Source organism: Pseudomonas sp. TH34 (assembly GCF_016650865.1).
Lineage (GTDB): Bacteria > Pseudomonadota > Gammaproteobacteria > Pseudomonadales > Pseudomonadaceae > Aquipseudomonas > Aquipseudomonas yamanorum.
In genome coordinates this window covers 273,560-294,451 of the sequence record NZ_JAEKFB010000029.1, presented here as the reverse complement: position 1 = coordinate 294,451, position 20,892 = coordinate 273,560, and the positions used below count along the sequence as shown (strand labels likewise).

23 protein-coding genes are annotated in these 20,892 nt (G+C 60.6%); 11 read left to right on the top strand and 12 right to left on the bottom strand.

Annotated elements, in window-relative coordinates; all coding sequences use genetic code 11:
* The first annotated feature begins 10 nt into the window (after positions 1-10).
* Complete coding sequence (mutM, locus tag JFU58_RS22405) at positions 11-823, top strand: bifunctional DNA-formamidopyrimidine glycosylase/DNA-(apurinic or apyrimidinic site) lyase (RefSeq protein ID WP_201142333.1); 813 nt, start codon at positions 11-13, stop codon at positions 821-823.
* Between the two features lie 133 nt (positions 824-956).
* Here the strand turns inward: mutM and JFU58_RS22400 are convergent, their stop codons facing one another.
* The 5 genes from JFU58_RS22400 to JFU58_RS22380 form a co-directional block, all read right to left on the bottom strand.
* Positions 957-1,208 carry a YfhL family 4Fe-4S dicluster ferredoxin gene (locus JFU58_RS22400; RefSeq protein WP_003213796.1) on the bottom strand — a complete coding sequence of 84 codons (252 nt, stop codon included), beginning with the start codon at positions 1,206-1,208 and terminating at the stop codon, positions 957-959.
* Positions 1,209-1,310: 102 nt separating this feature from the next.
* Positions 1,311-1,790 carry a pantetheine-phosphate adenylyltransferase gene (gene coaD, locus JFU58_RS22395; protein ID WP_003176711.1) on the bottom strand — a complete coding sequence of 160 codons (480 nt, stop codon included), beginning with the start codon at positions 1,788-1,790 and terminating at the stop codon, positions 1,311-1,313.
* Positions 1,791-1,904: 114 nt separating this feature from the next.
* On the bottom strand, positions 1,905-3,500 hold the full coding sequence (locus JFU58_RS22390; protein WP_003213795.1) for a GMC family oxidoreductase: 1,596 nt from the start codon (positions 3,498-3,500) through the stop codon (positions 1,905-1,907).
* Between the two features lie 33 nt (positions 3,501-3,533).
* Complete coding sequence (locus JFU58_RS22385) at positions 3,534-4,079, bottom strand: hypothetical protein (RefSeq protein WP_063026481.1); 546 nt, start codon at positions 4,077-4,079, stop codon at positions 3,534-3,536.
* A gap of 28 nt (positions 4,080-4,107) precedes the next feature.
* Positions 4,108-5,535 carry a coniferyl aldehyde dehydrogenase gene (locus JFU58_RS22380; protein ID WP_063026482.1) on the bottom strand — a complete coding sequence of 476 codons (1,428 nt, stop codon included), beginning with the start codon at positions 5,533-5,535 and terminating at the stop codon, positions 4,108-4,110.
* A gap of 147 nt (positions 5,536-5,682) precedes the next feature.
* On the opposite strand from JFU58_RS22380, the gene JFU58_RS22375 reads away from it, so the two are divergent.
* A complete protein-coding gene (locus tag JFU58_RS22375) occupies positions 5,683-6,354 on the top strand; it encodes a TetR/AcrR family transcriptional regulator (RefSeq protein ID WP_003213791.1) in 672 nt (223 codons plus the stop codon).
* Positions 6,355-6,393: 39 nt separating this feature from the next.
* Positions 6,394-7,248 carry a sulfurtransferase gene (locus tag JFU58_RS22370; protein ID WP_177070878.1) on the top strand — a complete coding sequence of 285 codons (855 nt, stop codon included), beginning with the start codon at positions 6,394-6,396 and terminating at the stop codon, positions 7,246-7,248.
* 120 nt (positions 7,249-7,368) lie between these two features.
* On the opposite strand, the gene JFU58_RS22365 is transcribed toward JFU58_RS22370, so the two are convergent.
* The 4 genes from JFU58_RS22365 to JFU58_RS22350 form a co-directional block, all read right to left on the bottom strand.
* Positions 7,369-8,364 carry a hydrolase gene (locus tag JFU58_RS22365; RefSeq protein WP_201142331.1) on the bottom strand — a complete coding sequence of 332 codons (996 nt, stop codon included), beginning with the start codon at positions 8,362-8,364 and terminating at the stop codon, positions 7,369-7,371.
* 130 nt (positions 8,365-8,494) lie between these two features.
* Positions 8,495-9,100 carry a 16S rRNA (guanine(966)-N(2))-methyltransferase RsmD gene (rsmD, locus tag JFU58_RS22360; RefSeq protein WP_003213788.1) on the bottom strand — a complete coding sequence of 202 codons (606 nt, stop codon included), beginning with the start codon at positions 9,098-9,100 and terminating at the stop codon, positions 8,495-8,497.
* Positions 9,100-10,590, bottom strand: a complete 1,491-nt coding sequence (locus JFU58_RS22355) for a M16 family metallopeptidase (RefSeq protein WP_201142329.1) — start codon at positions 10,588-10,590, stop codon at positions 9,100-9,102. Before JFU58_RS22355 ends, rsmD begins: the two co-directional genes overlap by 1 nt.
* Positions 10,583-11,938 (bottom strand): M16 family metallopeptidase, encoded by a 1,356-nt coding sequence (locus tag JFU58_RS22350; protein WP_003213786.1) that lies wholly within the window; start codon positions 11,936-11,938, stop codon positions 10,583-10,585. The genes JFU58_RS22355 and JFU58_RS22350 overlap by 8 nt, the downstream gene beginning before the upstream one ends.
* Before the next feature lie 232 nt (positions 11,939-12,170).
* Here JFU58_RS22350 and ftsY point away from each other — a divergent pair, with 232 nt between their 5' ends.
* The 4 genes from ftsY (at position 12,171) to rpoH (ending at position 16,257) form a co-directional block, all read left to right on the top strand.
* Positions 12,171-13,586: a signal recognition particle-docking protein FtsY gene (gene ftsY / locus JFU58_RS22345; protein WP_201142328.1), complete on the top strand. Its 1,416-nt coding sequence runs from the start codon at positions 12,171-12,173 to the stop codon at positions 13,584-13,586.
* A complete protein-coding gene (gene ftsE / locus JFU58_RS22340) occupies positions 13,583-14,254 on the top strand; it encodes a cell division ATP-binding protein FtsE (protein ID WP_017476533.1) in 672 nt (223 codons plus the stop codon). The genes ftsY and ftsE overlap by 4 nt, the downstream gene beginning before the upstream one ends.
* Entirely contained in the window at positions 14,251-15,273 is a 1,023-nt protein-coding gene (gene ftsX, locus JFU58_RS22335) for a permease-like cell division protein FtsX (RefSeq protein ID WP_201142326.1), read from the top strand. The genes ftsE and ftsX overlap by 4 nt, the downstream gene beginning before the upstream one ends.
* A gap of 129 nt (positions 15,274-15,402) precedes the next feature.
* Positions 15,403-16,257: an RNA polymerase sigma factor RpoH gene (rpoH, locus tag JFU58_RS22330; protein ID WP_003176698.1), complete on the top strand. Its 855-nt coding sequence runs from the start codon at positions 15,403-15,405 to the stop codon at positions 16,255-16,257.
* A gap of 195 nt (positions 16,258-16,452) precedes the next feature.
* Here the strand turns inward: rpoH and mtgA are convergent, their stop codons facing one another.
* The gene (gene mtgA / locus JFU58_RS22325; RefSeq protein ID WP_201142324.1) at positions 16,453-17,175 is read right to left on the bottom strand and encodes a monofunctional biosynthetic peptidoglycan transglycosylase; all 723 of its coding nucleotides are present in this window, start codon (positions 17,173-17,175) and stop codon (positions 16,453-16,455) included.
* 74 nt (positions 17,176-17,249) lie between these two features.
* Here mtgA and JFU58_RS22320 point away from each other — a divergent pair, with 74 nt between their 5' ends.
* The 4 genes from JFU58_RS22320 (at position 17,250) to trmB (ending at position 19,493) form a co-directional block, all read left to right on the top strand.
* Entirely contained in the window at positions 17,250-17,627 is a 378-nt protein-coding gene (locus JFU58_RS22320) for a DUF423 domain-containing protein (RefSeq protein ID WP_093204045.1), read from the top strand.
* 71 nt (positions 17,628-17,698) lie between these two features.
* Entirely contained in the window at positions 17,699-17,899 is a 201-nt protein-coding gene (gene thiS, locus JFU58_RS22315; protein WP_063026500.1) for a sulfur carrier protein ThiS, read from the top strand.
* Between the two features lie 64 nt (positions 17,900-17,963).
* Positions 17,964-18,758 carry a thiazole synthase gene (locus JFU58_RS22310; RefSeq protein WP_177025606.1) on the top strand — a complete coding sequence of 265 codons (795 nt, stop codon included), beginning with the start codon at positions 17,964-17,966 and terminating at the stop codon, positions 18,756-18,758.
* A gap of 9 nt (positions 18,759-18,767) precedes the next feature.
* On the top strand, positions 18,768-19,493 hold the full coding sequence (gene trmB, locus JFU58_RS22305) for a tRNA (guanosine(46)-N7)-methyltransferase TrmB (protein ID WP_201142322.1): 726 nt from the start codon (positions 18,768-18,770) through the stop codon (positions 19,491-19,493).
* A 169-nt stretch (positions 19,494-19,662) separates the two neighbouring features.
* Here trmB and JFU58_RS22300 read toward each other — a convergent pair whose 3' ends face one another.
* Together JFU58_RS22300 and JFU58_RS22295 are read right to left on the bottom strand one after the other, a co-directional pair.
* Positions 19,663-20,469, bottom strand: coding sequence for a pentapeptide repeat-containing protein (locus JFU58_RS22300; protein ID WP_201142320.1), 807 nt, complete (start codon positions 20,467-20,469; stop codon positions 19,663-19,665).
* Positions 20,470-20,567: 98 nt separating this feature from the next.
* Complete coding sequence (locus tag JFU58_RS22295; protein WP_003213776.1) at positions 20,568-20,891, bottom strand: DUF3392 domain-containing protein; 324 nt, start codon at positions 20,889-20,891, stop codon at positions 20,568-20,570.
* Position 20,892: the final 1 nt, after the last annotated feature.

The window sequence follows — 20,892 nt, the reverse complement described above, 5'->3', positions numbered from 1 at the left end:
TGAGGTAAACATGCCCGAGTTACCGGAAGTCGAAACCACCCGGCGCGGAATTGCGCCGCATCTGGAAGGCCAGCGGGTCAGCCGTGTGGTGGTGCGTGAGCGGCGTCTGCGCTGGCCGATCCCGGAAGACCTGGATGTGCGGCTGTCCGGGCAACGGATCGTGCTGGTGGAACGGCGGGCCAAGTACCTGTTGATCAATGCCGAAGTCGGCACCTTGATCAGCCATCTGGGCATGTCGGGCAACCTGCGCCTGGTAGAAGCCGGCAGCCCGGCGGCCAAGCATGAACATGTGGATATCGAGCTGGAGTCGGGCCTGGCCCTGCGCTACACCGACCCGCGACGCTTTGGCGCGATGCTCTGGAGCCTCGACCCACTGAACCATGAACTGCTGATCCGCCTGGGGCCGGAGCCGTTGACCGACCTGTTTGACGGCGAGCGGCTATTCCAGCTGTCCCGTGGACGCTCGATGGCGGTGAAGCCGTTCATCATGGATAACGCGGTGGTGGTGGGGGTGGGCAATATCTACGCGACGGAGGCGCTGTTTGCCGCCGGGATTGATCCGCGTCGGGAAGCCAAGGGCATTTCCCGTGGGCGTTACCTGAAGCTGGCGATCGAGATCAAACGCATCCTGGCGGCGGCCATCGAGCGCGGCGGCACCACGCTGCGGGACTTTATCGGCGGCGACGGGCAGCCGGGGTATTTCCAGCAGGAATTGTTCGTTTATGGCCGTGGTAGCGAGGCGTGCAAGGTCTGTGGGGCTGAGTTGCGCAACGTGATGCTGGGCCAGCGGGCGAGTGTGTTTTGCCCGAAGTGTCAGAGCTGACAATTTGTGGTGCTGCTGATGGCCTCTTCGCGAGCAAGCCCGCTCCCACATTCGACCGAGTTCCACCTTTGGAATGCAGTCGAATATGGGAGCGGGCTTGCTCGCGAAGGGACCTAACGAATCGCCAAGGGACTTAGGCCTTGCCGGTAATCAACCGGTACTTCTCCATCAGTTGCTCTTCCGTCTCCGGATGAGCCTCGTCCAGCGGAATGCAATCCACCGGGCAGACCTGCTGGCACTGAGGTTCGTCGTAGTGGCCCACACACTGGGTGCACAGGTTGGGGTCGATCACGTAGATCTCCTCACCCTGAGAAATGGCAGCGTTCGGGCACTCGGGTTCGCAGACGTCGCAGTTGATGCAATCGTCGGTGATGATCAGGGACATGGAAACTCCTGCCAGGGCTGTCAGCCAAGGCATCTGAAAACTAATGCGCGCAATTGTGCCGCATTGGCGCCCGCAGTGCGAGCGGGCGCCGATTGAGCGGTCTTACTTCTTGAAGCGCAGCGTCAGCGCATCCGCCACAGCCGGGTGCACAAACTTGGTGATATCCCCGCCCAACGCCGCGATTTCTCGAACCAATGTCGAGGAAATGAACGAATAACGCTCCGACGGCGTAAGAAACAGGCTTTCCACGTCCGGCGCCAGTTGGCGGTTCATGTTGGCCAGCTGGAACTCGTATTCGAAGTCCGACACCGCCCGCAGGCCGCGCAGGAAGACATTGGCGTTCTGTTCCTTGGCAAAGTGCGCCAGCAGCGTCGAGAAGCCGACCACTTCAACGTTGGGCAGATGTTTGGTGACCTCACGGGCCAGCTCCACGCGCTGCTCCAGGGGAAACAGCGGGTTTTTCTTGGGGCTGGCAGCGACCGCGATAATCACATGGTCGAACAAGCGCGAGGCGCGTTCGACCAGATCGCCATGGCCCTTGGTGATTGGGTCGAAGGTACCTGGGTACAACACTCGGTTCATCGCGTCGTCCTGGCGGAGTCCGTTGGGGAACCGGATGGTATCGCAGCATTACCGGTGGGCCAAGTCGACTTATTCAGAAGAAAGCACTATAGACACCGCGAATACCCGGTTTTTTCAGGCCGTTTTCAGACGTTCGGCCAATGCTGTCGCCAGTTGCGCGGTCAATCCGTAGACCGATAACTGCGGGTTAGCCCCAATGCTGGTGGGGAATAGCGAGCCATCGTGGATCGATAAGTTGCGCAGTTGATGATGGCGCCCAAGACTGTCGGCCACCGCATTTTTCGGTTCTTCACCCATGGCGCAACCGCCCATCACATGCGCGCTGCCGAGCCGCGTGCGATGCAATTCAAGGTTCAAACCGTCAATCATGCTGCGGGCTTCGGCCAATGTGTTCACGTAGCGCGCATCCCCGTGCAGCGGCATCACCGACTTGGCGCCGCCGGCGAACTGAATCTCCGCCATGCTGTGGAACGCCCGGCGCAGGCCATCCCAGGCGTAGGGCGAGACCTGATAATCGAGCACCGGGGTGCCATCGCCGCGCAATTCGACTGTGCCGCCCGGGCTGTCGGGGTGGAAACCGTCGCGCAACAGGGCAAGCATTGCGTGGGTCTTGGGCAGTTGGCCCATATCCAGCGCGTTCTGCGTGCCGTAGCCGCCAAGCAAGGTACTGGCGAGTCCCGGATGCAGTGGCGGCACTTCGAGCTTGTAGGACATTTTGCCGGTGGTGCCGTCCTGCCATTGGAAGTGGTCGGAATAGATCGACTGCGGCGCCCCGTAGAACGGGTTGATCACCTCGTCGAACAGCCCGGCGGAAAAATTCACCAGATGCAGAAAGGTCCGCTTGCCCAGGCGCGAGTGGGGGTCGGGCGCATCGGAACGGAGCAGCAGCGCCGGGCTGTTGATGCCGCCGCCGGCCAGTACGTAGTGCTTGGCTTTGACCGTGATTTTGCGGCCTGTGGGAGCCACGCAATACTGATCCATGGCCACGCATTCGAGGCTGGTGATGGTGTCGCCGCTGAACTTCAGGCGTTCGGCGCGGGCCAGGTACAGCAACTCGCCGCCTTTCTCCAGGGTGGACGGAATGGTCGTCACCAGCATCGATTGCTTGGCATTGACCGGGCAGCCCATGCCGCAATATCCCAGGTTGAAACAGCCGCGCACGTTGCGCGGGATCACGTGCCAGCTGTAGCCGAGTTTTTCGCAGCCTTTGCGGATCACGTCATTGTTGGCGTTCGGCGGCATCGCCCAGGGCGCGATGCCCAGGCGCTGCTCCATTTTTTCGAACCAGGGCGCCATCTCGGCGCTGCTGTGGCCCTTGACCGCATATTCGCTGGCCCAGTGGGCGAGGGTCGGGTCCGGGGTGCGGAAACTGGAGGTCCAGTTGATCAGCGTGGTACCGCCGACCGCGCGCCCCTGCAGGATGGTGATGGCGCCGTCCTTGCTCATGCGCCCGATGCCTTCCTGATACAGGCTGGCGTAGGCCTCGTCTTCCAGCAGCTTGAAGTCGTTGCTGGTTTTCAGCGGCCCCTCTTCAATCAACAGTACCTTGTAGCCGGCTGCGCTGAGGATTTCGGCGGTGGTGCCGCCGCCGGCGCCGCTGCCGATGATTGCGACGTCAGCTTCCAGGGTCAGGTCCTGGTCGAGGGCGGCGCCATTGTGGGTTTTCCAGCCGCGGGCCATGCCATCGCGGAACAGATCAGGTACGGGCATCAGGGTCGTCTCTTGTTTTTATCGGGATGCGAATCAGATTTTCGGTGGGCCGGGATAGCCGCAATGCGCCCAGGACTCGGGGCGGAAATACCAGGCCATGATCACCAGTTTGAGCAACGAGCCCTGGCCCATGCGCAGCAGGTTCAGGTAGCTGTTTTCCCAGCGGTGCAGGAAGTTGCGGATCTGCTCGGCGCTGGCGTTTTCCCAACTGCCCCACACACCGGTCAGCGGTCCACGGGTGACCGCCATGCCCAGTACGTCGAACAGTTGCTGGGTCAGCTTGAACATCTCGGGCGAGAGGTGTTGCAGGCTGAAATCGAGTTTTTTCAGGGTGTCGTCGATGCCGGCCACCACCACCTCGGCGCTGGCCACGCCCTCCAGCAGCACCGGAATCACTGCCCGCAAAAACGGCAGGTCACTGCTGCGCAACATCGCAAAGCCGCTGGCCGGGGTGCTGCTGGAGCAGCCGCTGAGGCTGGCGCCAAGCCCGGCTGTGGCCAGGAAGGCGCTGGCGCACAGGCCGAGTTTCAAGACGCCGCGCCGTGACAGCGCGGGTGATTCAGTCAGGCTAGGGTTCATTCTTATTGTTATCCCGGTGATGGGTTTGTTAGCGGACGAACAGCTTCTGGATCAACTTCTGGATGGATTTGCCGTAGGGCGGGTAAATCAGCTTGGCGGCGTTCAGGCGTTGCTTGATCAGCACGCCCTTGGCCTTGCTGAATGTCAGGAAACCTTCATGGCCGTGGTAATGGCCCATGCCCGACGGGCCGATGCCGCCGAAGGGCATGTCGTCCTGGGCCACATGCAGCAAGGTGTCGTTCAGGCACACGCCGCCGGAATGGGTCTCGTGCAGTACGCGGTTCTGTTCGGCCTTGTTGTAGCCGAAGTAATACAGCGCCAGTGGGCGAGGGCGCTGATTGATGTAGGCGAAGGCCTGGTCGAGGCCGCGATACGGCACGATCGGCAGCACCGGGCCGAAGATCTCGTCCTGCATCACCGTCATGTCGTCGCTGACATTCAGCAGCAGGCTGTGGGCCATGCGCCGGTCCTGGCCTTGGTCATACAGTGGGACCAAGGTGGCGCCCTTGTCAGTGGCGTCTTTCACGTAGCCGTTGAGCCGGGCCAGTTGTCGTTCGTTGATGATCGCGGTGTAGTCCGGGTTGTCGGCTAGAGTCGGATAGAACCCGCGAACCGCCTTGCTGTAGGCCTCGACGAAACCGTCCACACGGTCTTCCGGCACCAGCACGTAGTCCGGCGCCACGCAGGTTTGCCCGGCATTCAGCGCCTTGCCGAAGGCGATGCGTTCGGCGGCGTCCTTGAGTGGTACGTCGGCGGAAACAATCGCCGGTGACTTGCCACCCAGTTCCAGGGTGACCGGTGTCAGGTGTTCGGCCGCCGCGCGCATCACGTGCTTGCCGATGCTGGTGGCGCCGGTGAACAGCAGGTGATCGAAGCGCAACTTGGAAAACGCCATGCCGACTTCCGCTTCGCCGAGCACTACGCACACGAGGTCTTCGGGGAAGATCTTCGCCAGCAGCGCCTTGAGCAACTGGCCGGTGGCGGGGGTGGATTCGCTGAGCTTGAGCATCACCCGGTTGCCGGCTGCCAGGGCGCCTACCAAAGGGCCGATGGCCAGGTACAACGGGTAGTTCCAGGGCACGATCACCCCGACCACGCCCAGCGGTTGATAGATAACCTTGGCCGACGCGGGCTGGAAGGCGATGCCTACAGCGCGTCGGGAAGGTTTCATCCAGCCTTTGAGGTGTTTGCTGGCGTAGTGAATGCCATGCAGGCTGGGCATCAATTCGGCGAACAGGGTTTCGTCGGCGCTACGATGGCTGAAATCACTGCTGATGGCGTTGATCAGCGCCTTGCGCTCATCGCTCAGCAGGTCGCGCAAGGCCTTGAGCCATTGCTGACGCTGGGCGGCGGGCGGCATCGGGTTGGCCGCGTAGGCCCGGCGTTGAGCGTCGAACAGGTCCTGGAGTTGGTCCAGCGCCTGGGAATCTTGCAGGTAGGCAACGTTGGCAGACATGGCGAAGTTCCCGATTGTTATTGGAATGCTTCATTTATTAGAGTCATTGCTCTAAATTGTCAAATAACATTGCACATACGTGCCGATTTATCCGGGCAAGGATAGTCCGTAAGATGCCGCCATCACGGGTCTAGAAGTTGATTTCCCATGGCACCACGAGTAAAGACCAGCGAGCGCATTGTGCAAACCAGCCTGGAGCTGTTTAACCAGCAGGGCGAGCGCAGTGTCAGCACCAACCATATCGCTGCCCATATGGAAATTTCCCCGGGCAACTTGTACTACCACTTCCCCAACAAGCAGGCGATTATCGCGGTGCTGTTTCGTGAGTACGAAGCGTTGGTGGACAGTTTCCTGCGCCCGCCCCAGGGCCGTGCGGTGACCGTGGAAGACAAGCGCTTCTACCTGCAGGCGGTGCTCGCCGGCATGTGGCGCTACCGCTTTTTGCACCGTGACCTCGAACACCTGCTGGAAAGCGACCCGGAGCTGGCTACCGGCTACCGGCGGTTTTCCCAGCGCTGCCTGATCCAGGGTGCGGCCATCTATCAGGGTTTTGTCGATGCCGGCATCCTGAACATGGACCCGGTACAAACCGAAGCCCTGACCCTCAACGCCTGGATCATCCTCACCTCATGGGTGCGCTTCCTGTGCACCACCAATGAAAAGTCCACGCACCTGAGCGCTGAGGCCATCAAGCGCGGTGTGTACCAGGTGCTGGTGTTGGAAGCCGGGTTTATCACCCCTAAGGCGAAGGACGCGGTGGACGCTCTGTTCAAAGAGTTTTACGTGCCGTTGAATCAGGCGCTGGAAGAAGTGAAGTAGGATGTTTCCCGAACGCTAACCTAGCCACAGGAGTCAGTCATGCCGCTTGCTCAACTGATCAGCCCCCAGCAACTGGCCGAGCGCCAGCAGTCCGGCGGGCTGGTGATCCTCGATTGCCGCTTTGCCCTGGAAGACCCGGATTACGGCCTGTGCAGCTACGCCGAAGGGCATATCGAAGGGGCGCAGTATGCCGATCTGGAACGCCACCTCAGCGGGCCGGTATCCAAGGGCGTGACCGGCCGTCATCCGCTGCCGGCGCCGGATGCGTTTATCCGGCAACTGCGGGCATGGGGCGTCAACGCCGACAGCGATATCGTTTTGTATGACGACGGCCCCGGTGCCTATGCCGCCCGCGCCTGGTGGCTGCTGGCCTGGCTGGGCAAGCGCGACGGGGTGTTTATCCTCGACGGCGGCCTGAAAGCCTGGCACGCGGCGGGCTTCCCTCTGAGCCTGGATGCCCCGGTGATCGAGCCCGGCACCTTCAGCGGCTCGCCGGACAACCACCTGCAACTGGATGCCGAACACCTGCAAAAACGCCTCGGCCAACCCGGCCTGACCCTGATCGACGCCCGCGCCCAGCCGCGCTTTCGCGGTGAAGTGGAGCCGATCGATCCGGTTGCCGGGCATATTCCCGGTGCGCAGTGTGCGGCGTTCAATGAAAACCTGGGCAGCGACGGCCGTTTCCTGCCGGCGGATCAGCTCAAGCAACGTTTCGCCGACAAGCTGCAAGACCGCTCGCCGGATGACCTGGTGGCTTACTGCGGTTCGGGTGTGACTGCATGCCACAACCTGTTTGCGTTGTGTCTGGCAGGTTACCCGTTGGGCAAGTTGTACGCGGGGTCGTGGAGCGAGTGGATCACTGATCCAAAGCGGGAAGTTGCGACAGGCGACTGAGGTCTGCCTGACCCGGTCTGATCCAAAGTGTGGGAGCGGGCTTGCTCGCGAAGGCGGTGTGTCAGTCGCAGATGTATTGGCTGACACTCCGCCTTCGCGAGCAAGCCCGCTCCCACATTTTTATCGGCGTTGTGTCAGTAGCCACTCTGGGATTCGTCGTTCCAGGTAGTAAGTTGGCTGTTTCAGCGAGCCATCGACAAACCCGACATGCCCGCCCTTGGTCAGCAGTTCGAACTCGGTGCAGTCCGACAGCTCGTTGGCCTCGGGCAGGCTGTGGGCGAACACGAATGGGTCGTCCGCGGCCTGGATGATCAGGGTGGGTGTGCGAATCGCCCCAAGGTAATAGCGGCTTGAGGCCCGGCGGTAATAGTCCTCGGCGCTGAGGAATCCGTGCAGCGGCGCGGTGACGCGGCCGTCAAAGTCCCAGAACGTGCGCATCTTCTCCAGCGAGCCCAAGTCGGCCAGGGTTTTCAGGCCTGCTTCTTGGCCATCCTTTAGAAAACGGCTTTGTTTGACGCGGATATAGGCCACCATTTCACGCATGAAATGCTTCTGATAAACCCGTGAAAAGCCCAGGCCGATGCGATCGGCGCACTGGTCCAGGCGGAACGGCACCGACACGGCTGCCGCGCCTTGCAGCCCGGAGGCTTCGCCGGTTTCACCCAAGTGCTTGAGCAGCACATTGCCGCCCAACGAATAACCCACCGCATACAGCGGCGCCAACGGGCGCTTGGCCCGCAAGTGAGCGATGGTTTCGGCCAGGTCTTCACTGGCGCCGGAATGGTAGCTGCGGGCGAGCAGGTTGGGCTCGCCGGAACAGCCACGCCAGTTGAGCGCCACGCTGGCCCAGCCTTGAGCCGCCAGGGCTTTTTGCAGGCCGGCTACATAGGGCGAGTTGGACGAGCCGGTCAGCCCGTGCAGTACCAGCACCAACGGGGTGGTTGCGTCATGGGGTCCGTGCCAGTCGAGGTCGAGGAAGTCCCCGTCTGCGAGCCACAGCCGTTCGCGCTGGCGTTCGATGTGGGTGGTTTTGCGCCACAGCGGTCCCCACAGCGTTTGCAGGTGCGGGTTGCCGAGGCCGAAGGCGGGGGTGAAGCGGTCGAGGGGCGGAGTCATGAAATTCTCGGTGCCGAATGGGCTTGCTCCAATCATTGTAGGAGCGAGCTTGCTCGCGAAAAACTCAAGATCACCGCGTTCCCCTGGTTTCCCGCGTCATCGTTAACGATCTTCGCGAGCAAGCTCGCTCCTACACGGTGCGTTGCCACAACGCGTAATACACCCGCCCGGATTTCTGCTCGCGGTGCAGGCGCCAGGTGCCCGGCAGGCCGAGTGTGGACGGTGCGGTTTCGCTTTCAGTGTAGATCCAGGCATCCGGTGCCAACCACTGGCGCTCTTCCAGCAACGCGCAAACGGTCGGCAGCAGGTTCTGGTTAAACGGCGGATCGAGGAACACCACGTCAAACTCACGGGCTTCCTGGGTTTCCAGGTAACGCAGCGCATCAGCCGTCTGCACTTGCCCGGTGGTGCAACGCAGGGTGCCCAGGTGTTCCTTGAGGCTGGCAACCGCCACGTTGCTGGCGTCGAGCGCCTGGCCCAGTGCAGCGCCACGGGACAGGCTTTCGAGGAACAACGCGCCGCTGCCCGCAAACGGATCCAGCACCTTGGCCCCGGCGATATACGGCGCGAGCCAGTTGAACAGGGTTTCACGCACGCGGTCGGGCGTCGGGCGCAGGCCCACGACGTCGGGGAAGCTCAGCTTACGGCTGCCCCATTCTCCACCGATGATGCGCAGTTGGCCCACACCGTTGTGAACGTTGTGGACGGGTTTTTTGGGACGGGATGGACGGGCCATTAATGCTCCGGAACCCCGAGCGGCTGCTCGGCGGGTTTATCTGTGGGGGGCGGTAGTGGCTTTTGCGCAATCGTTGGGCCGGCGGTCACGATGACCATCTTGTCGGCACTCAAATGTTTGTTCAAAGCAGCTTTGACCTGGTCAACGGTCAGCGCCTGGGATTGTTTCATGAAATCTTCCAGGTAGCTCAGCGGCAAGTTGTAGAAACCCATGGCGCCCAGTTGCCCGACGATATCGGCGTTGCTCGCGGTGGACAGCGGGAAGCTGCCGGCCAGTTCGCGCTTGGCGTCATCAAGTTCTTTTTGGGTGGGGCCGGTCTTCAGGTAGTCGGCCAGCACGTCCTGCACCAGTTTCAAGGTGCCAGCGCTCATTTCGGCGCGGGTTTGCAGGTTGATCATGAACGGGCCGCGTACCTGCATCGGCGAAAAGCCGGAGTATACGCCGTAGGTCAGACCGCGTTTCTCGCGCACTTCGCTCATCAAGCGGGTGCCGAAGCCGCCGCCGCCGAGGATCTGGTTGCCCAGGGACAGCGCAGCATAGTCCGGGTCGGCACGGTCGATGCCCAGTTGCGCCAGCAGCAGGGTTGTCTGCTTGGACGGGAACTCGATATGCGTGGTACCAGCTTTCGGCTCCGCCGGTTGGGCGATCTTCGCCAGCGCCGGGCCTTTAGGCAGTGAAGCGGAGACCTTGGCAGTCATGGCTTCGGCTTCGGCGCGGGTCAGATCACCGACTACAGAAATCACTGCGTTGCCGGCGGCATAGGCCTTGGCGTGGAAGTCCTTCAACTGCGCGAGGGTCACCTTCGGCACGCTTTCGGCGTTGCCTTCGCTCGGATGGGCGTAAGGGTGGTCGCCATAGAGCTGCTTGAACAGCTCGATGCTCGCCAGTTTGCCGGGGTTCTGCTTCTGGTATTCAAAGCCGGCCAGCAGCTGGTTCTTGATCCGCGCCAGGGAGTCGGCGGGGAAAGTCGGCTTGCCGATCACGTCGTCAAACAGCGACAGGGCGGCATCACGCTTGTCGCTGGCGCTCAGGCTGCGCAGGGAAACCAGCGCCATGTCGCGGTAGGCGCCATTGCTGAAATCGGCACCCAAGCCGTCGAAACCGGCGGCAATCTGGCTGACGTCCTTGCCCGGCACGCCTTCGTTGAGCATTGCGTTGGTCAACAACGCCAGGCCAGGCGTGTCGCCGTCCTGGCTGCTGCCGGCGGCGAACAGGATGCGCATGTCGAACATCGGCAGCTCATGGGCTTCGACGAACAGCACCTTGGCGCCTTCGGCGGTGGTCCAGGTTTGCACGTCGAGCTTGCGGTTGGTCGGTGCCTTGTCGTCCAGCTCGGCCAGGGATTGCAGTTTGTTGGCGGACTTGGCCTGCTCCAGCGCCTGGCTGGCGACGGATTCGCTCGGGCGCAGGAAATACACCGCGCACGCGGCAGCCAACGTGACCACGATCAGGCCGGGCAGCACCAGACGGTTGTTTTTACGTTCACTCATGAGCGGTCTCCTCAGGCAAGACATGGGCGACGCTGAGACGTTCGCGGGTGAAATAGGTGCGTGCAGCTTTCTGGATATCTTCGGCGGTTACGCTTTGCAGCTCGGCAAGCTCGGTGTCCATGAGTTTCCAGGACAGGCCGACGGTCTCCAGGGAGCCGATGGCAGTGGCTTGGCTGGTGATCGAGTCGCGCTGGTAAACCACCCCGGCGATGACCTGGGCGCGGATACGCTCCAGTTCTTCTGCGCTCGGTGGCTTGGCCTTCAGTTCATCCAGCAGGCGCCACAGGCCGGCTTCAGCCTGGGCCACGGTCTTTTTCTTCTGCAGGTTCGGGGTGGCGGTCAAGGTGAACAGGCTGTCACCGCGGGTGTAGGCGTCGTAGCTCGACGAACCGCCGGACACCAGCTCTTCGCCGCGCTCCAATTGCGTCGAGATGCGCGCGCTGTAGCCGCCGTCCAGCAGGGCCGAGATCAGGCGCAAGGCGTTGACCGAACGCTTGTCTTCAGCGGTGGCGAGACTGGGCACGTTGAAACCAAGGATCACGCTCGGCAGTTTGGTCTGTACGTGCATTGTCAGCAGGCGTTCGCCGGGCTCGGCCAGCTCCAGCGGGATTTTCGCCGGTGGCACGTCGCGCTTGGGGATCGGGCCGAAGTAGCGTTGGGCCAGGGTCTTGACTTCATCCGGGGTCACGTCGCCCACCACTACCAAGGTGGCATTGTTCGGCACGTACCAGGATTGGTACCAGTGGCGCAGCTCTTCAACCTTCATGCGGTCCAGGTCGGCCATCCAGCCGATGGTCGGCGTGTGGTAGCCGCTGGCCGGGTAGGCCATGGCCTTGAAGCGCTCGTAGGCCTTGGACATCGGGTTGTCGTCGGTGCGCATCCGGCGCTCTTCCTTGATCACCTCGATCTCGCGGCTGAACTCGTCGGCCGGCAGACGCAGGCTGGCCATGCGGTCGGCTTCCAGTTCGAAGGCAACGCCCAGGCGGTCACGGGCCAGCACTTGGTAGTAAGCGGTGTAGTCGTCACTGGTGAAGGCGTTTTCTTCGGCGCCCAGGTCACGCAGGATCAGCGAGGCTTCGCCGGGGCCGACCTTGGCGCTGCCCTTGAACATCATGTGCTCCAGGGCGTGGGACAAACCGGTCTGGCCCGGGGTTTCATAGCTGGAGCCAACCTTGTACCAGACCTGGGAAACCACCACCGGGGCGCGATGGTCTTCGCGCACGACGACCTTGAGGCCGTTGTCGAGGGTGAATTCGTGGGTGGGTTGTGGGTCGGCAGCCAAAGCTGAAAGGGGCAGACAAACTGTGCTGAGCAGCAGGCCTGCGGCGCGGCGGGCTAGAGCATTCATTCGTTTTTAAACCTGTTGAGCTGCCCGCTTGGTCTTAGCGTAGGCGGGCGAGGAGGTGCTAGGATACTGATCCGACCTAGGGACGGCCACTACGGCTGTCTTGTTGAGGCCCTATTTAGGCCTTACAAAATGTTGCGCATGAACGAGCTGGCTAAAAAACAGTCTGTTACGCATCGAATTTTATTTACCGACGTGCCCCTCGGCGCGTCGCTACCTTGAGATAGCCGTCTCCATGTTTGGTTCCAACGACGACAAGAAGACCCCAGCTGCGGCTGGCGAGAAAAAAGGCCTGTTCGGATGGCTGCGCAAAAAGCCGCAGGAAACCGTCGTCGAACAGCCACAGGTTCAAGCAGAACCGATCCCTGAATCCCCAGTAGAAGCCGAACCGGTTGCCGAAACCCCAGCCCCGGTGGTGTTGCCGATGGCCGAGCCGGTGTTGCAGCCGGTGGTTGAGGCAGCGCCTGAGCCAGAAGCCGAGCCTGAGCACAAACCGTGGCTGGTGTTGCCGGTGGCGGAAGAGCCCGTGGCACTGGTTGAAGACGAGCAGGCCGGGCATGTGACGCCGCCGATTCCGGCCCTCGTGGAGCCTGCGCCGGTTGTGGTCGAAGCGCCGCCAGTGATTGAGGTGCCTGCACCGGTTGTCGCCGAGCCTGCTCCGGTCGCAGTCGCCGCGCCAGCCATCATCGAAGAGCCTGCTGCTCCTGTCGAAACCAGCAAGACCGGCTTCTTTGCCCGCCTCAAGCAAGGCCTGAGCAAGACCAGCGCCAGCATCGGCGAAGGCATGGCCAGCCTGTTCCTCGGCAAAAAGACCATCGATGACGAGCTGCTGGAAGACATCGAAACCCGTCTGCTGACGGCCGACGTGGGCGTCGAAGCCACCGCCGTGATCATCCAGAGCCTGACCCAGAAGGTTGCGCGCAAGCAGTTGACCGACGCCGATGCACTCTACAAGTCGCTGCAGGCCGAGCTGGCGGCCATGCTCAAGCCGGTGGAAGCACCGCTGGTCATTGATACGCAGAAAAAACCGTTTGTGATTCTGGTGGTCGGCGTCAACGGCGCCGGCAAGACCACCACCATCGGCAAGCTGGCCAAGAAGCTTCAGCTGGAAGGCAAGAAGGTCATGCTGGCCGCCGGTGACACGTTCCGTGCTGCTGCCGTGGAGCAGTTGCAGGTCTGGGGCGAGCGCAACAAGATCCCGGTCATCGCCCAGCACACCGGCGCCGACTCGGCCTCGGTGATCTTCGATGCGGTGCAGGCTGCCAAGGCCCGCAACATTGACGTGCTGATCGCCGATACCGCCGGTCGCCTGCACACCAAAGACAACCTGATGGAAGAATTGAAGAAAGTTCGCCGCGTGATCGGCAAGCTCGATGCCGACGCGCCCCACGAGGTGTTGCTGGTGCTGGACGCCGGTACCGGCCAGAACGCCATCAGCCAGGCCAAACAATTCCACCAGACGGTCCAACTGACCGGCCTGGCATTGACTAAGCTCGACGGCACGGCCAAAGGCGGCGTGATCTTCGCCCTGGCCAAGCAGTTCGGGTTGCCGATTCGTTATATCGGCGTCGGTGAAGGCATCGACGACCTGCGCACTTTTGAAGCCGAACCCTTTGTACAGGCACTGTTTGCCGAGCGGGAGCGTTCATGATTCGTTTCGAACAGGTCGGTAAACGCTACGCCAACGGGCATGTCGGCTTGCATGAGCTGAGTTTCCGGGTGCGTCGCGGCGAATTCTTGTTTGTGACCGGCCATTCGGGTGCCGGTAAAAGTACCTTGCTGCGCCTGCTGCTGGCCATGGAACGCCCAACCACCGGCAAATTGCTGCTGGCGGGCCAGGACCTGGCCACCATCAGCAACGCACAGATTCCATTCCTGCGCCGGCAAATCGGCGTGGTGTTCCAGAATCACCAGTTGCTGTTCGATCGCACGGTGTTCAACAACATCGCCTTGCCGTTGCAGATTCTCGGGCTGTCCAAGGCCGAAATCATCAAGCGCGTGGATTCGGCCCTAGAGCGCGTCGCGCTCTCGGACAAGACCGACCTGTACCCGGGTGACCTGTCCACCGGCCAGCAACAGCGCGTCGGCATCGCCCGCGCCATCGTCCATCGCCCGGCCTTGCTGCTGGCGGACGAACCCACCGGTAACCTCGACCCGCGCCTGGCGGCAGAAATCATGGGGGTGTTCGAAGACATCAATCGCCTCGGCACCAGCGTGCTGATCGCCAGTCACGACCTGGCGCTGATCGCCCGCATGCGTCACCGCATGTTGACCCTGCAGCGCGGCCGCCTGATTGGCGACGGGGAGGCTGGGGTATGAGTGCTACACGCAGCCCTAAGGTTTCCGAACGCGTCGCGCCGAAAGCGGCCGACCCGCAACCTCAGAAGAAGAAACGCGACGAAGACGACGGCCCGGACTTCGGCACCCTGGTGCACGCCTGGATCGAAAGTCACCGCGCGAGCCTGGTAGACAGCCTGCGTCGCCTGGGCAAACAGCCGATTGGCAGCTTCTTTACCTGCCTGGTCATGGCCGTGGCCTTGAGCCTGCCGATGGGGTTGTCGCTGCTGCTCAATAACGTCGAGCGCCTTGGCGGCTCATGGCAGCGGGCGGCGCAGATTTCGCTGTACCTGAACCTGGATGCCAGCACCAAAGACGGCGAGTCGCTGCGCGACGAGATCAAAGAGCTTCCAGGTGTGGCCGAGGCTGAATACATCAGCCGTGATCAGGCCCTGGAAGAGTTCCAGCAACAGTCCGGCTTGGGTGAGGCGCTCAAGGAGCTGCCGCAAAACCCGCTGCCGGGCGTGGTGCTGGTAACGCCGAATGAGGTGGACAAGACGACCCTGGAAACCCTGCGACAAAAACTCGCAGAGCTGCCGAAGGTGCAGCAGGCCCAACTTGATCTAGTCTGGGTGGAGCGGTTGGCGGCAATTCTCAAGCTGGGCGACCGGTTTGTGTTCGGCCTGACGGTGTTGCTGGTTTCTGCATTACTTTTGGTGATAGGTAATACCATTCGTCTTCATATTGAAAACCGCCGCACCGAGATAGAAGTGATTAAACTCGTCGGCGGCACGGACAGCTATGTGCGTCGTCCTTTTCTGTACATGGGCGCGCTTTATGGCTTCGGTGCGGGGATTTTGTCCTGGGGCGTACTGGCTTTTGGCCTGAACTGGCTGAACGACGCGGTGGTGGGGCTTGCCGGCTTGTACGGCAGCGATTTTGCCCTGGCCGGCGTGCCGGCAGCCGATGGTCTGTCATTGTTGCTTGGGGCAGTGCTCTTGGGGTATATCGGTGCGTGGATTGCGGTCGCACGGCATTTACGTGAGCTGGCACCGAAGTAGTTAATGTCAGGGTAATGTGGTTTCGTTTGTATTGACCGTATCAGTGGTTTAGGGAACTTGTCCTACGGTTCCCGGTCAATTTTCGCAGTGCTGAACTGCACGAGTTATGTGAGTCGGAGGTTTTTTCGTATGACCACTTCTTTGCAACCTGCTTATGCTCTGGTCCCGGGTGCGAACCTGGAGGCCTATGTGCACACGGTCAACAGCATTCCATTGCTGACGCCCGAGCAGGAGCGTGAACTGGCCGAGAGTCTCTACTATGAGCAGGATTTGGGGGCGGCTCGGCAGATGGTGCTCGCCCACCTGCGTTTTGTCGTACATATCGCCCGTAGCTATTCCGGCTACGGTCTGGCCCAGGCTGACCTGATTCAGGAAGGCAACGTTGGCCTGATGAAAGCTGTAAAGCGCTTCAACCCGGAAATGGGTGTGCGCCTGGTGTCGTTTGCTGTGCACTGGATCAAGGCGGAAATTCACGAATTCATCCTGCGCAACTGGCGCATCGTGAAAGTCGCGACCACCAAGGCTCAGCGCAAACTGTTCTTCAACCTGCGCAGCCAGAAGAAACGCCTGGCCTGGCTGAACAACGAAGAAGTGCATCGCGTGGCCGAAAGCCTTGGCGTAGAGCCACGTGAAGTGCGCGAGATGGAAAGTCGCCTGACCGGCCATGACATGGCCTTCGACCCGGCCGCTGAAGCGGACGACGACAGCGCCTTCCAATCGCCGGCCAACTACCTGGAAGACCACCGGTACGACCCGGCGCGTCAACTGGAAGATGCTGACTGGAGCGACAACTCCAACCACAACCTGCACGAAGCGCTGGAAGTGCTGGACGACCGCAGCCGTGACATCCTCTACCAGCGTTGGCTGGCAGAAGAAAAAGCCACGCTGCACGACCTGGCGCAGAAGTACAACGTGTCGGCTGAGCGGATTCGCCAGCTCGAGAAGAGTGCGATGAACAAGCTGAAACTGTCGATCGCCGCCTAAACGGCAGCGAAGTGACAAAAAAATGCCCCGATCGAGAGATCGGGGCATTTTTGTTTGTGTTCGCACAACTCGAATTCAGCTCGGTCCACTGTGGGAGCTGGCTTGCCTGCGATGAGGGCCTGTCAGCCAACACACCTGCAGGCCGACACACCGCTATCGCAGGCAAGCCAGCTCCTGCAGTTGTTTTGTGGGGTGTCAGTCAGCCCAAGGCGCCTTGCGCGAGTTGTTCAGCTCATTCAGGTAGCTGTCGCCACCCAACTGACTCATCTGCTGCCGAATCCACGCCGCCCGTCGCGCCACATACGATGTTGGATGGCTGGCGCTCCACACCCGTGGGTTAGGCAGCACCGCCGCCAGGTAGCTGGCCTGCTGGCGGGTCAGCGCCTTGGCACTCACCCCAAAATGATGCCGCGCTGCCGCTTCGGCGCCGAACACGCCTTCATCCCATTCCACGCTGTTGAGGTAGACCTCAAGAATTCGCTGCTTGGGCCAGAGAATCTCGATCAGCCCGGTAAACCAGGCTTCCAGGCCCTTGCGGAAATAGCTGCGTCCGGTCCACAAAAACAGGTTCTTCGACACCTGCTGGCTCAAGGTGCTGGCGCCGCGAATCGAACCGCCGCGCTCGTTATGCAGCAACGCCGCCTGGATCGCGTCGAAATCAAAACCCCAATGCTGCGGGAAGCGCTGGTCTTCGCCCGCCATCACCGCCACTTTAAGCTCGTCGGAGATCTGATCCCACCGCACCCAGGTGCGCTGTACGTCAATCGGCTCGCCGTCGACCCAGGATTCGACCTTGCGCTCAACCATCAGCGCAGTTCCCGGTGGCGGCACGAAACGGAACAGCAGCACCAGCAGCACGCTGCCGATGGCAAACCATTTGAGGACTTTGAGAAAACGCTTGAAGAGGAGACGCAGCATAGAGATGGCTTGGCCGAACCCGTTGAGCGGGCCATTATACAGACCCTGCCCACTGAGTCTGACTGGAGTTCCTCATGTTGCGTGGCTTTCTGATGCTGGCTGCCTTTTTCGGTTTCACCGGCGTTGCCCTGGGCGCGTTTGCCGCCCATGGCCTGAAAAACCGCCTGAGCGCCGAGTACCTGGCGATTTTCCACACCGGCGTGACCTACCAACTGGTGCACACCCTGGCGCTGTTCGGCGTGGCATTGCTGGCGGTGCACATTCCCGGTCGACTGGTCACCTGGGCGGGCATCTCGTTCACCATCGGCATCCTGCTGTTCTCCGGCAGCCTGTATGTGCTGACCATGACCGGCATCAGCAAGCTCGGCATCATCACCCCGTTTGGTGGCCTGGCGTTCCTGCTGGGCTGGTTCTTCCTCGGTTTGGCGGCGTGGCGTCTACAGGCTGCCTGACCAAGGGGCTTGGGCCAGCAACGCCAATCACGCTAGAATGCTGGCCCCTAAAAACGATGGCGGCCCGTGGCATGCGCATTCAGTTGAACGGCGAATCTTTTGAACTGCCCGACGGTGAAACCGTTTCGGCCCTGCTGACCCGTCTGGATTTGACCGGGCGTCGCGTCGCAGTGGAGCTCAACCAGGATATCGTCCCGCGTAGCCAACACGCCGAGACCGCGCTCACCGAAGGTGACCAGGTCGAAGTGGTCCACGCCATCGGCGGCGGCTAGCCGCCCCGCGCCAAGAGCGCCAACCCGTATTCTGCAGAACCTCACCCCAACTCGAGGATTTCCCATGAGCATCGTTCGTAGCGACAAGCCTTTCGTCCTGGCCGGTCGTACCTTCCAGTCGCGTCTGCTGGTCGGCACCGGCAAGTACCGCGACATGGAAGAAACCCGCCTGGCCATCGAAGCCTCGGGTGCCGAGATCGTTACCTTCGCCGTGCGCCGTACCAACCTCGGCCAGATCGAGGGCGAGCCGAACCTGCTCGAAGTGCTGTCGCCGGATCGCTACACCTTCTTGCCAAACACTGCTGGTTGCTACGACGCCATCGAAGCCGTGCGCACCTGCCGCCTGGCCCGTGAGTTGCTCGACGGCCACAACCTGGTGAAGCTGGAAGTGCTGGCCGACCAGAAAACCCTGTTCCCCAACGTGATCGAAACCCTCAAGGCCGCCGAAACTCTGGTCAAGGAAGGCTTCGACGTGATGGTTTACACCAGCGATGACCCGATCATTGCCCGCCAACTGGCCGAAATCGGCTGCATCGCGGTAATGCCGCTGGCCGGTCTGATCGGTTCCGGTTTGGGTATCTGCAATCCGTACAACCTGCAGATCATCCTCGAAGAAGCCAAGATCCCGGTACTGGTGGATGCGGGCGTGGGCACTGCCTCCGACGCTACCATCGCCATGGAACTGGGTTGCGATGCGGTGCTGATGAACTCGGCCATCGCCCATGCCCAGCAGCCGATCATGATGGCCGAAGCCATGAAACACGCAATCGTCGCCGGCCGCCTGGCGTACCTCGCCGGGCGCATGCCGAAAAAACTTTACGCCAGCGCCTCCTCGCCGCTGGATGGTCTGATCAAGTAAGAGCCATTGATGACTGAATCAAACGAAACGCCGAACACCCTGGAAGAAGGCGACGAGTCCAAGCACCGCCGCATCAAGAGTTTTGTGATGCGCGCCGGTCGCATGACCGAAGGCCAGCAAAAAGGCCTGGAGCAGGGCACGCCGCTGTTCGTCCTGCCGCTGGTGGACGCACCGGTGGATTACGACCAGGTGTTCGGCCGCTCGGCGCCACGCTCCCTGGAAATCGGCTTCGGCATGGGCCATTCCCTGCTGGAAATGGCTGCAGCTTCGCCGGAGCAGGATTTTATCGGGGTTGAAGTCCACCGTCCGGGTGTTGGCGCGCTGCTGAACGGCGTGCTGACTCAGGGCCTGACCAACCTGCGGGTCTACGACTGCGACGCGATCGAAGTGCTCAACCGCTGCATCGCCGACAACAGCCTCGACCGCCTGATGCTGTTCTTCCCCGACCCATGGCACAAGAGCCGTCACCACAAGCGCCGCATCGTCCAGGCTTCCTTCGCGGAACTGGTGCGCAGCAAGCTGAAAGTGGGCGGCATCCTGCACATGGCCACCGACTGGGAGCCGTATGCCGAATACATGCTGGAAGTGATGAACGTCGCCCCTGGCTACCGCAACCTGGCGGAAGACGGCAAATGCGTCCCGCGCCCGGCCGAACGGCCGATCACCAAGTTCGAACGTCGCGGCGAGCGACTCGGGCATGGGGTTTGGGATTTGAAGTTCGAGAAGCAAAAATAAGTTGAAACTTATATAATGGCTAAGTAGTATTGGAGTCCAACGAGCTGGCTGCTGATAACGGGGTTAATACTCCGGGGCGGTACGCATCGCGAAAGCGGTGTTACTCCGTTAACTATCGTTTTTCGATTCGATGGGAAGAGTGGTTCGATTCCCTCCTCGTTAAAATTACTCAACTCAAAGCATCTATCTGTATATGGTCGGTGCTTTTTGCTGTATCTAGCATTTTTTGTGTGAGATTTTTTGCACCTTTAAAATTAGCAGAGCGCAGGTCTGCATTAGTGAAGTTCACTCCCTTGCAGTCGACGCCCTTGAAAATGGCACTTCGCAAGTTAGCATTGCTAAAGTCAACGCGTTCTATTTTGCATCCTGAAAAATCCATGCCTGATAGGTTTGCTGCGCTAAATTTGGATCTGTTGAGCGTTACGTTTCTTAAAGTCACATGGTGAAACTTGGCGTTGATGAAGTTTGTAGCGTCACATTGGCAGTTCGTTAACTCTACATTTGATAGCTTAGAGTTTTCAAAGTTGACTGCAATCATGTTTGTATCTTTGAGTTTTATGTTCTCTACATGCATTCCTTGTAAGTTTGCCTCAAAGCAAGGGAAGTCTATCGTACCTAATGCTAGCAATCTCTTAATTGTGCTCAGCGTTCTATGTGAGCAGTCGGAGCCTTTGTAGAACCTTAGGTCTGCCAAGGTTTCTTTATGTCTTGAGATTGCGGTGGATCGCTCTGAGGTTTCTTTGGCGATCCTCTCCCTTTTTTCTGTTCTTCGTTCGAACCAAAATAAGACAATACCAACCAGGAACAAATCTATAACAGTTCCGTGCGCTCCGACTAGGACGTTTTCGAAGAAGCTTTTTGTGTAGAGTCCCCATGTAGTATTGGGGAGAATTGAACTTGAGAGATAAGGCCAGAAGCCGGTTGCCAAAATGATAATTATTGAGAAGATAATTAAAACTGTTATAGGTGTGCGCATTTATTAACGTCCGTGTTTATGCATTGTTGCGTTGAGTTGAGCATCAGTCCATAAAGGCTGAATCCCTGTGAGCCTGCATAGGAGGTATTTCGGTTAAGTCAGCGGCGATCCGCCACCACCCCAATCAACACCAGCACCACCAACAACACCGGTGCCAGGCTGTAGTTGTTGAACTGGCTCAACCCGCGAACAATCCACGGTGTGGCATAGATCAGTGCCGCGCCGCTGCCGATCATGCACACCAGCGCCATCAGCGGCACGCGCAGCGCGCCCGCGATGCTGCCCAGTCGTGCTTCGACCCAGCCCTTGATGTCGGCGCCAAACAGCACCAGCAGGCACCCTACCAACGCCAGGGAGATTTCCGACAGGTTGCTACGGCTCCAGCGGGATACGGTGGCGAGCAGGTCGAGTACCAGATCCATT

What these genes read in the sequence shown, in the direction of transcription:
- JFU58_RS22380 (WP_063026482.1), bottom strand. Translation starts at nt 5,535, where the DNA reads ATGTCTGCCAACGTTGCCTACCTGCAAGATTCCCAGGCGCTGGACCAA.
- JFU58_RS22390 (WP_003213795.1), bottom strand. Translation starts at nt 3,500, where the DNA reads ATGCCCGTACCTGATCTGTTCCGCGATGGCATGGCCCGCGGCTGGAAA.
- coaD (WP_003176711.1), bottom strand. Translation starts at nt 1,790, where the DNA reads ATGAACCGAGTGTTGTACCCAGGTACCTTCGACCCAATCACCAAGGGC.
- JFU58_RS22295 (WP_003213776.1), bottom strand. Translation starts at nt 20,891, where the DNA reads ATGGATCTGGTACTCGACCTGCTCGCCACCGTATCCCGCTGGAGCCGT.
- JFU58_RS22370 (WP_177070878.1), top strand. Translation starts at nt 6,394, where the DNA reads ATGCCGCTTGCTCAACTGATCAGCCCCCAGCAACTGGCCGAGCGCCAG.
- rsmD (WP_003213788.1), bottom strand. Translation starts at nt 9,100, where the DNA reads ATGGCCCGTCCATCCCGTCCCAAAAAACCCGTCCACAACGTTCACAAC.
- JFU58_RS22365 (WP_201142331.1), bottom strand. Translation starts at nt 8,364, where the DNA reads ATGACTCCGCCCCTCGACCGCTTCACCCCCGCCTTCGGCCTCGGCAAC.
- mutM (WP_201142333.1), top strand. Translation starts at nt 11, where the DNA reads ATGCCCGAGTTACCGGAAGTCGAAACCACCCGGCGCGGAATTGCGCCG.
- mtgA (WP_201142324.1), bottom strand. Translation starts at nt 17,175, where the DNA reads ATGCTGCGTCTCCTCTTCAAGCGTTTTCTCAAAGTCCTCAAATGGTTT.
- JFU58_RS22355 (WP_201142329.1), bottom strand. Translation starts at nt 10,590, where the DNA reads ATGAGTGAACGTAAAAACAACCGTCTGGTGCTGCCCGGCCTGATCGTG.
- JFU58_RS22375 (WP_003213791.1), top strand. Translation starts at nt 5,683, where the DNA reads ATGGCACCACGAGTAAAGACCAGCGAGCGCATTGTGCAAACCAGCCTG.
- ftsX (WP_201142326.1), top strand. Translation starts at nt 14,251, where the DNA reads ATGAGTGCTACACGCAGCCCTAAGGTTTCCGAACGCGTCGCGCCGAAA.
- JFU58_RS22320 (WP_093204045.1), top strand. Translation starts at nt 17,250, where the DNA reads ATGTTGCGTGGCTTTCTGATGCTGGCTGCCTTTTTCGGTTTCACCGGC.
- JFU58_RS22300 (WP_201142320.1), bottom strand. Translation starts at nt 20,469, where the DNA reads ATGCGCACACCTATAACAGTTTTAATTATCTTCTCAATAATTATCATT.
- trmB (WP_201142322.1), top strand. Translation starts at nt 18,768, where the DNA reads ATGACTGAATCAAACGAAACGCCGAACACCCTGGAAGAAGGCGACGAG.
- JFU58_RS22385 (WP_063026481.1), bottom strand. Translation starts at nt 4,079, where the DNA reads ATGAACCCTAGCCTGACTGAATCACCCGCGCTGTCACGGCGCGGCGTC.
- ftsY (WP_201142328.1), top strand. Translation starts at nt 12,171, where the DNA reads ATGTTTGGTTCCAACGACGACAAGAAGACCCCAGCTGCGGCTGGCGAG.
- JFU58_RS22400 (WP_003213796.1), bottom strand. Translation starts at nt 1,208, where the DNA reads ATGTCCCTGATCATCACCGACGATTGCATCAACTGCGACGTCTGCGAA.
- JFU58_RS22310 (WP_177025606.1), top strand. Translation starts at nt 17,964, where the DNA reads ATGAGCATCGTTCGTAGCGACAAGCCTTTCGTCCTGGCCGGTCGTACC.
- ftsE (WP_017476533.1), top strand. Translation starts at nt 13,583, where the DNA reads ATGATTCGTTTCGAACAGGTCGGTAAACGCTACGCCAACGGGCATGTC.
- thiS (WP_063026500.1), top strand. Translation starts at nt 17,699, where the DNA reads ATGCGCATTCAGTTGAACGGCGAATCTTTTGAACTGCCCGACGGTGAA.
- rpoH (WP_003176698.1), top strand. Translation starts at nt 15,403, where the DNA reads ATGACCACTTCTTTGCAACCTGCTTATGCTCTGGTCCCGGGTGCGAAC.
- JFU58_RS22350 (WP_003213786.1), bottom strand. Translation starts at nt 11,938, where the DNA reads ATGAATGCTCTAGCCCGCCGCGCCGCAGGCCTGCTGCTCAGCACAGTT.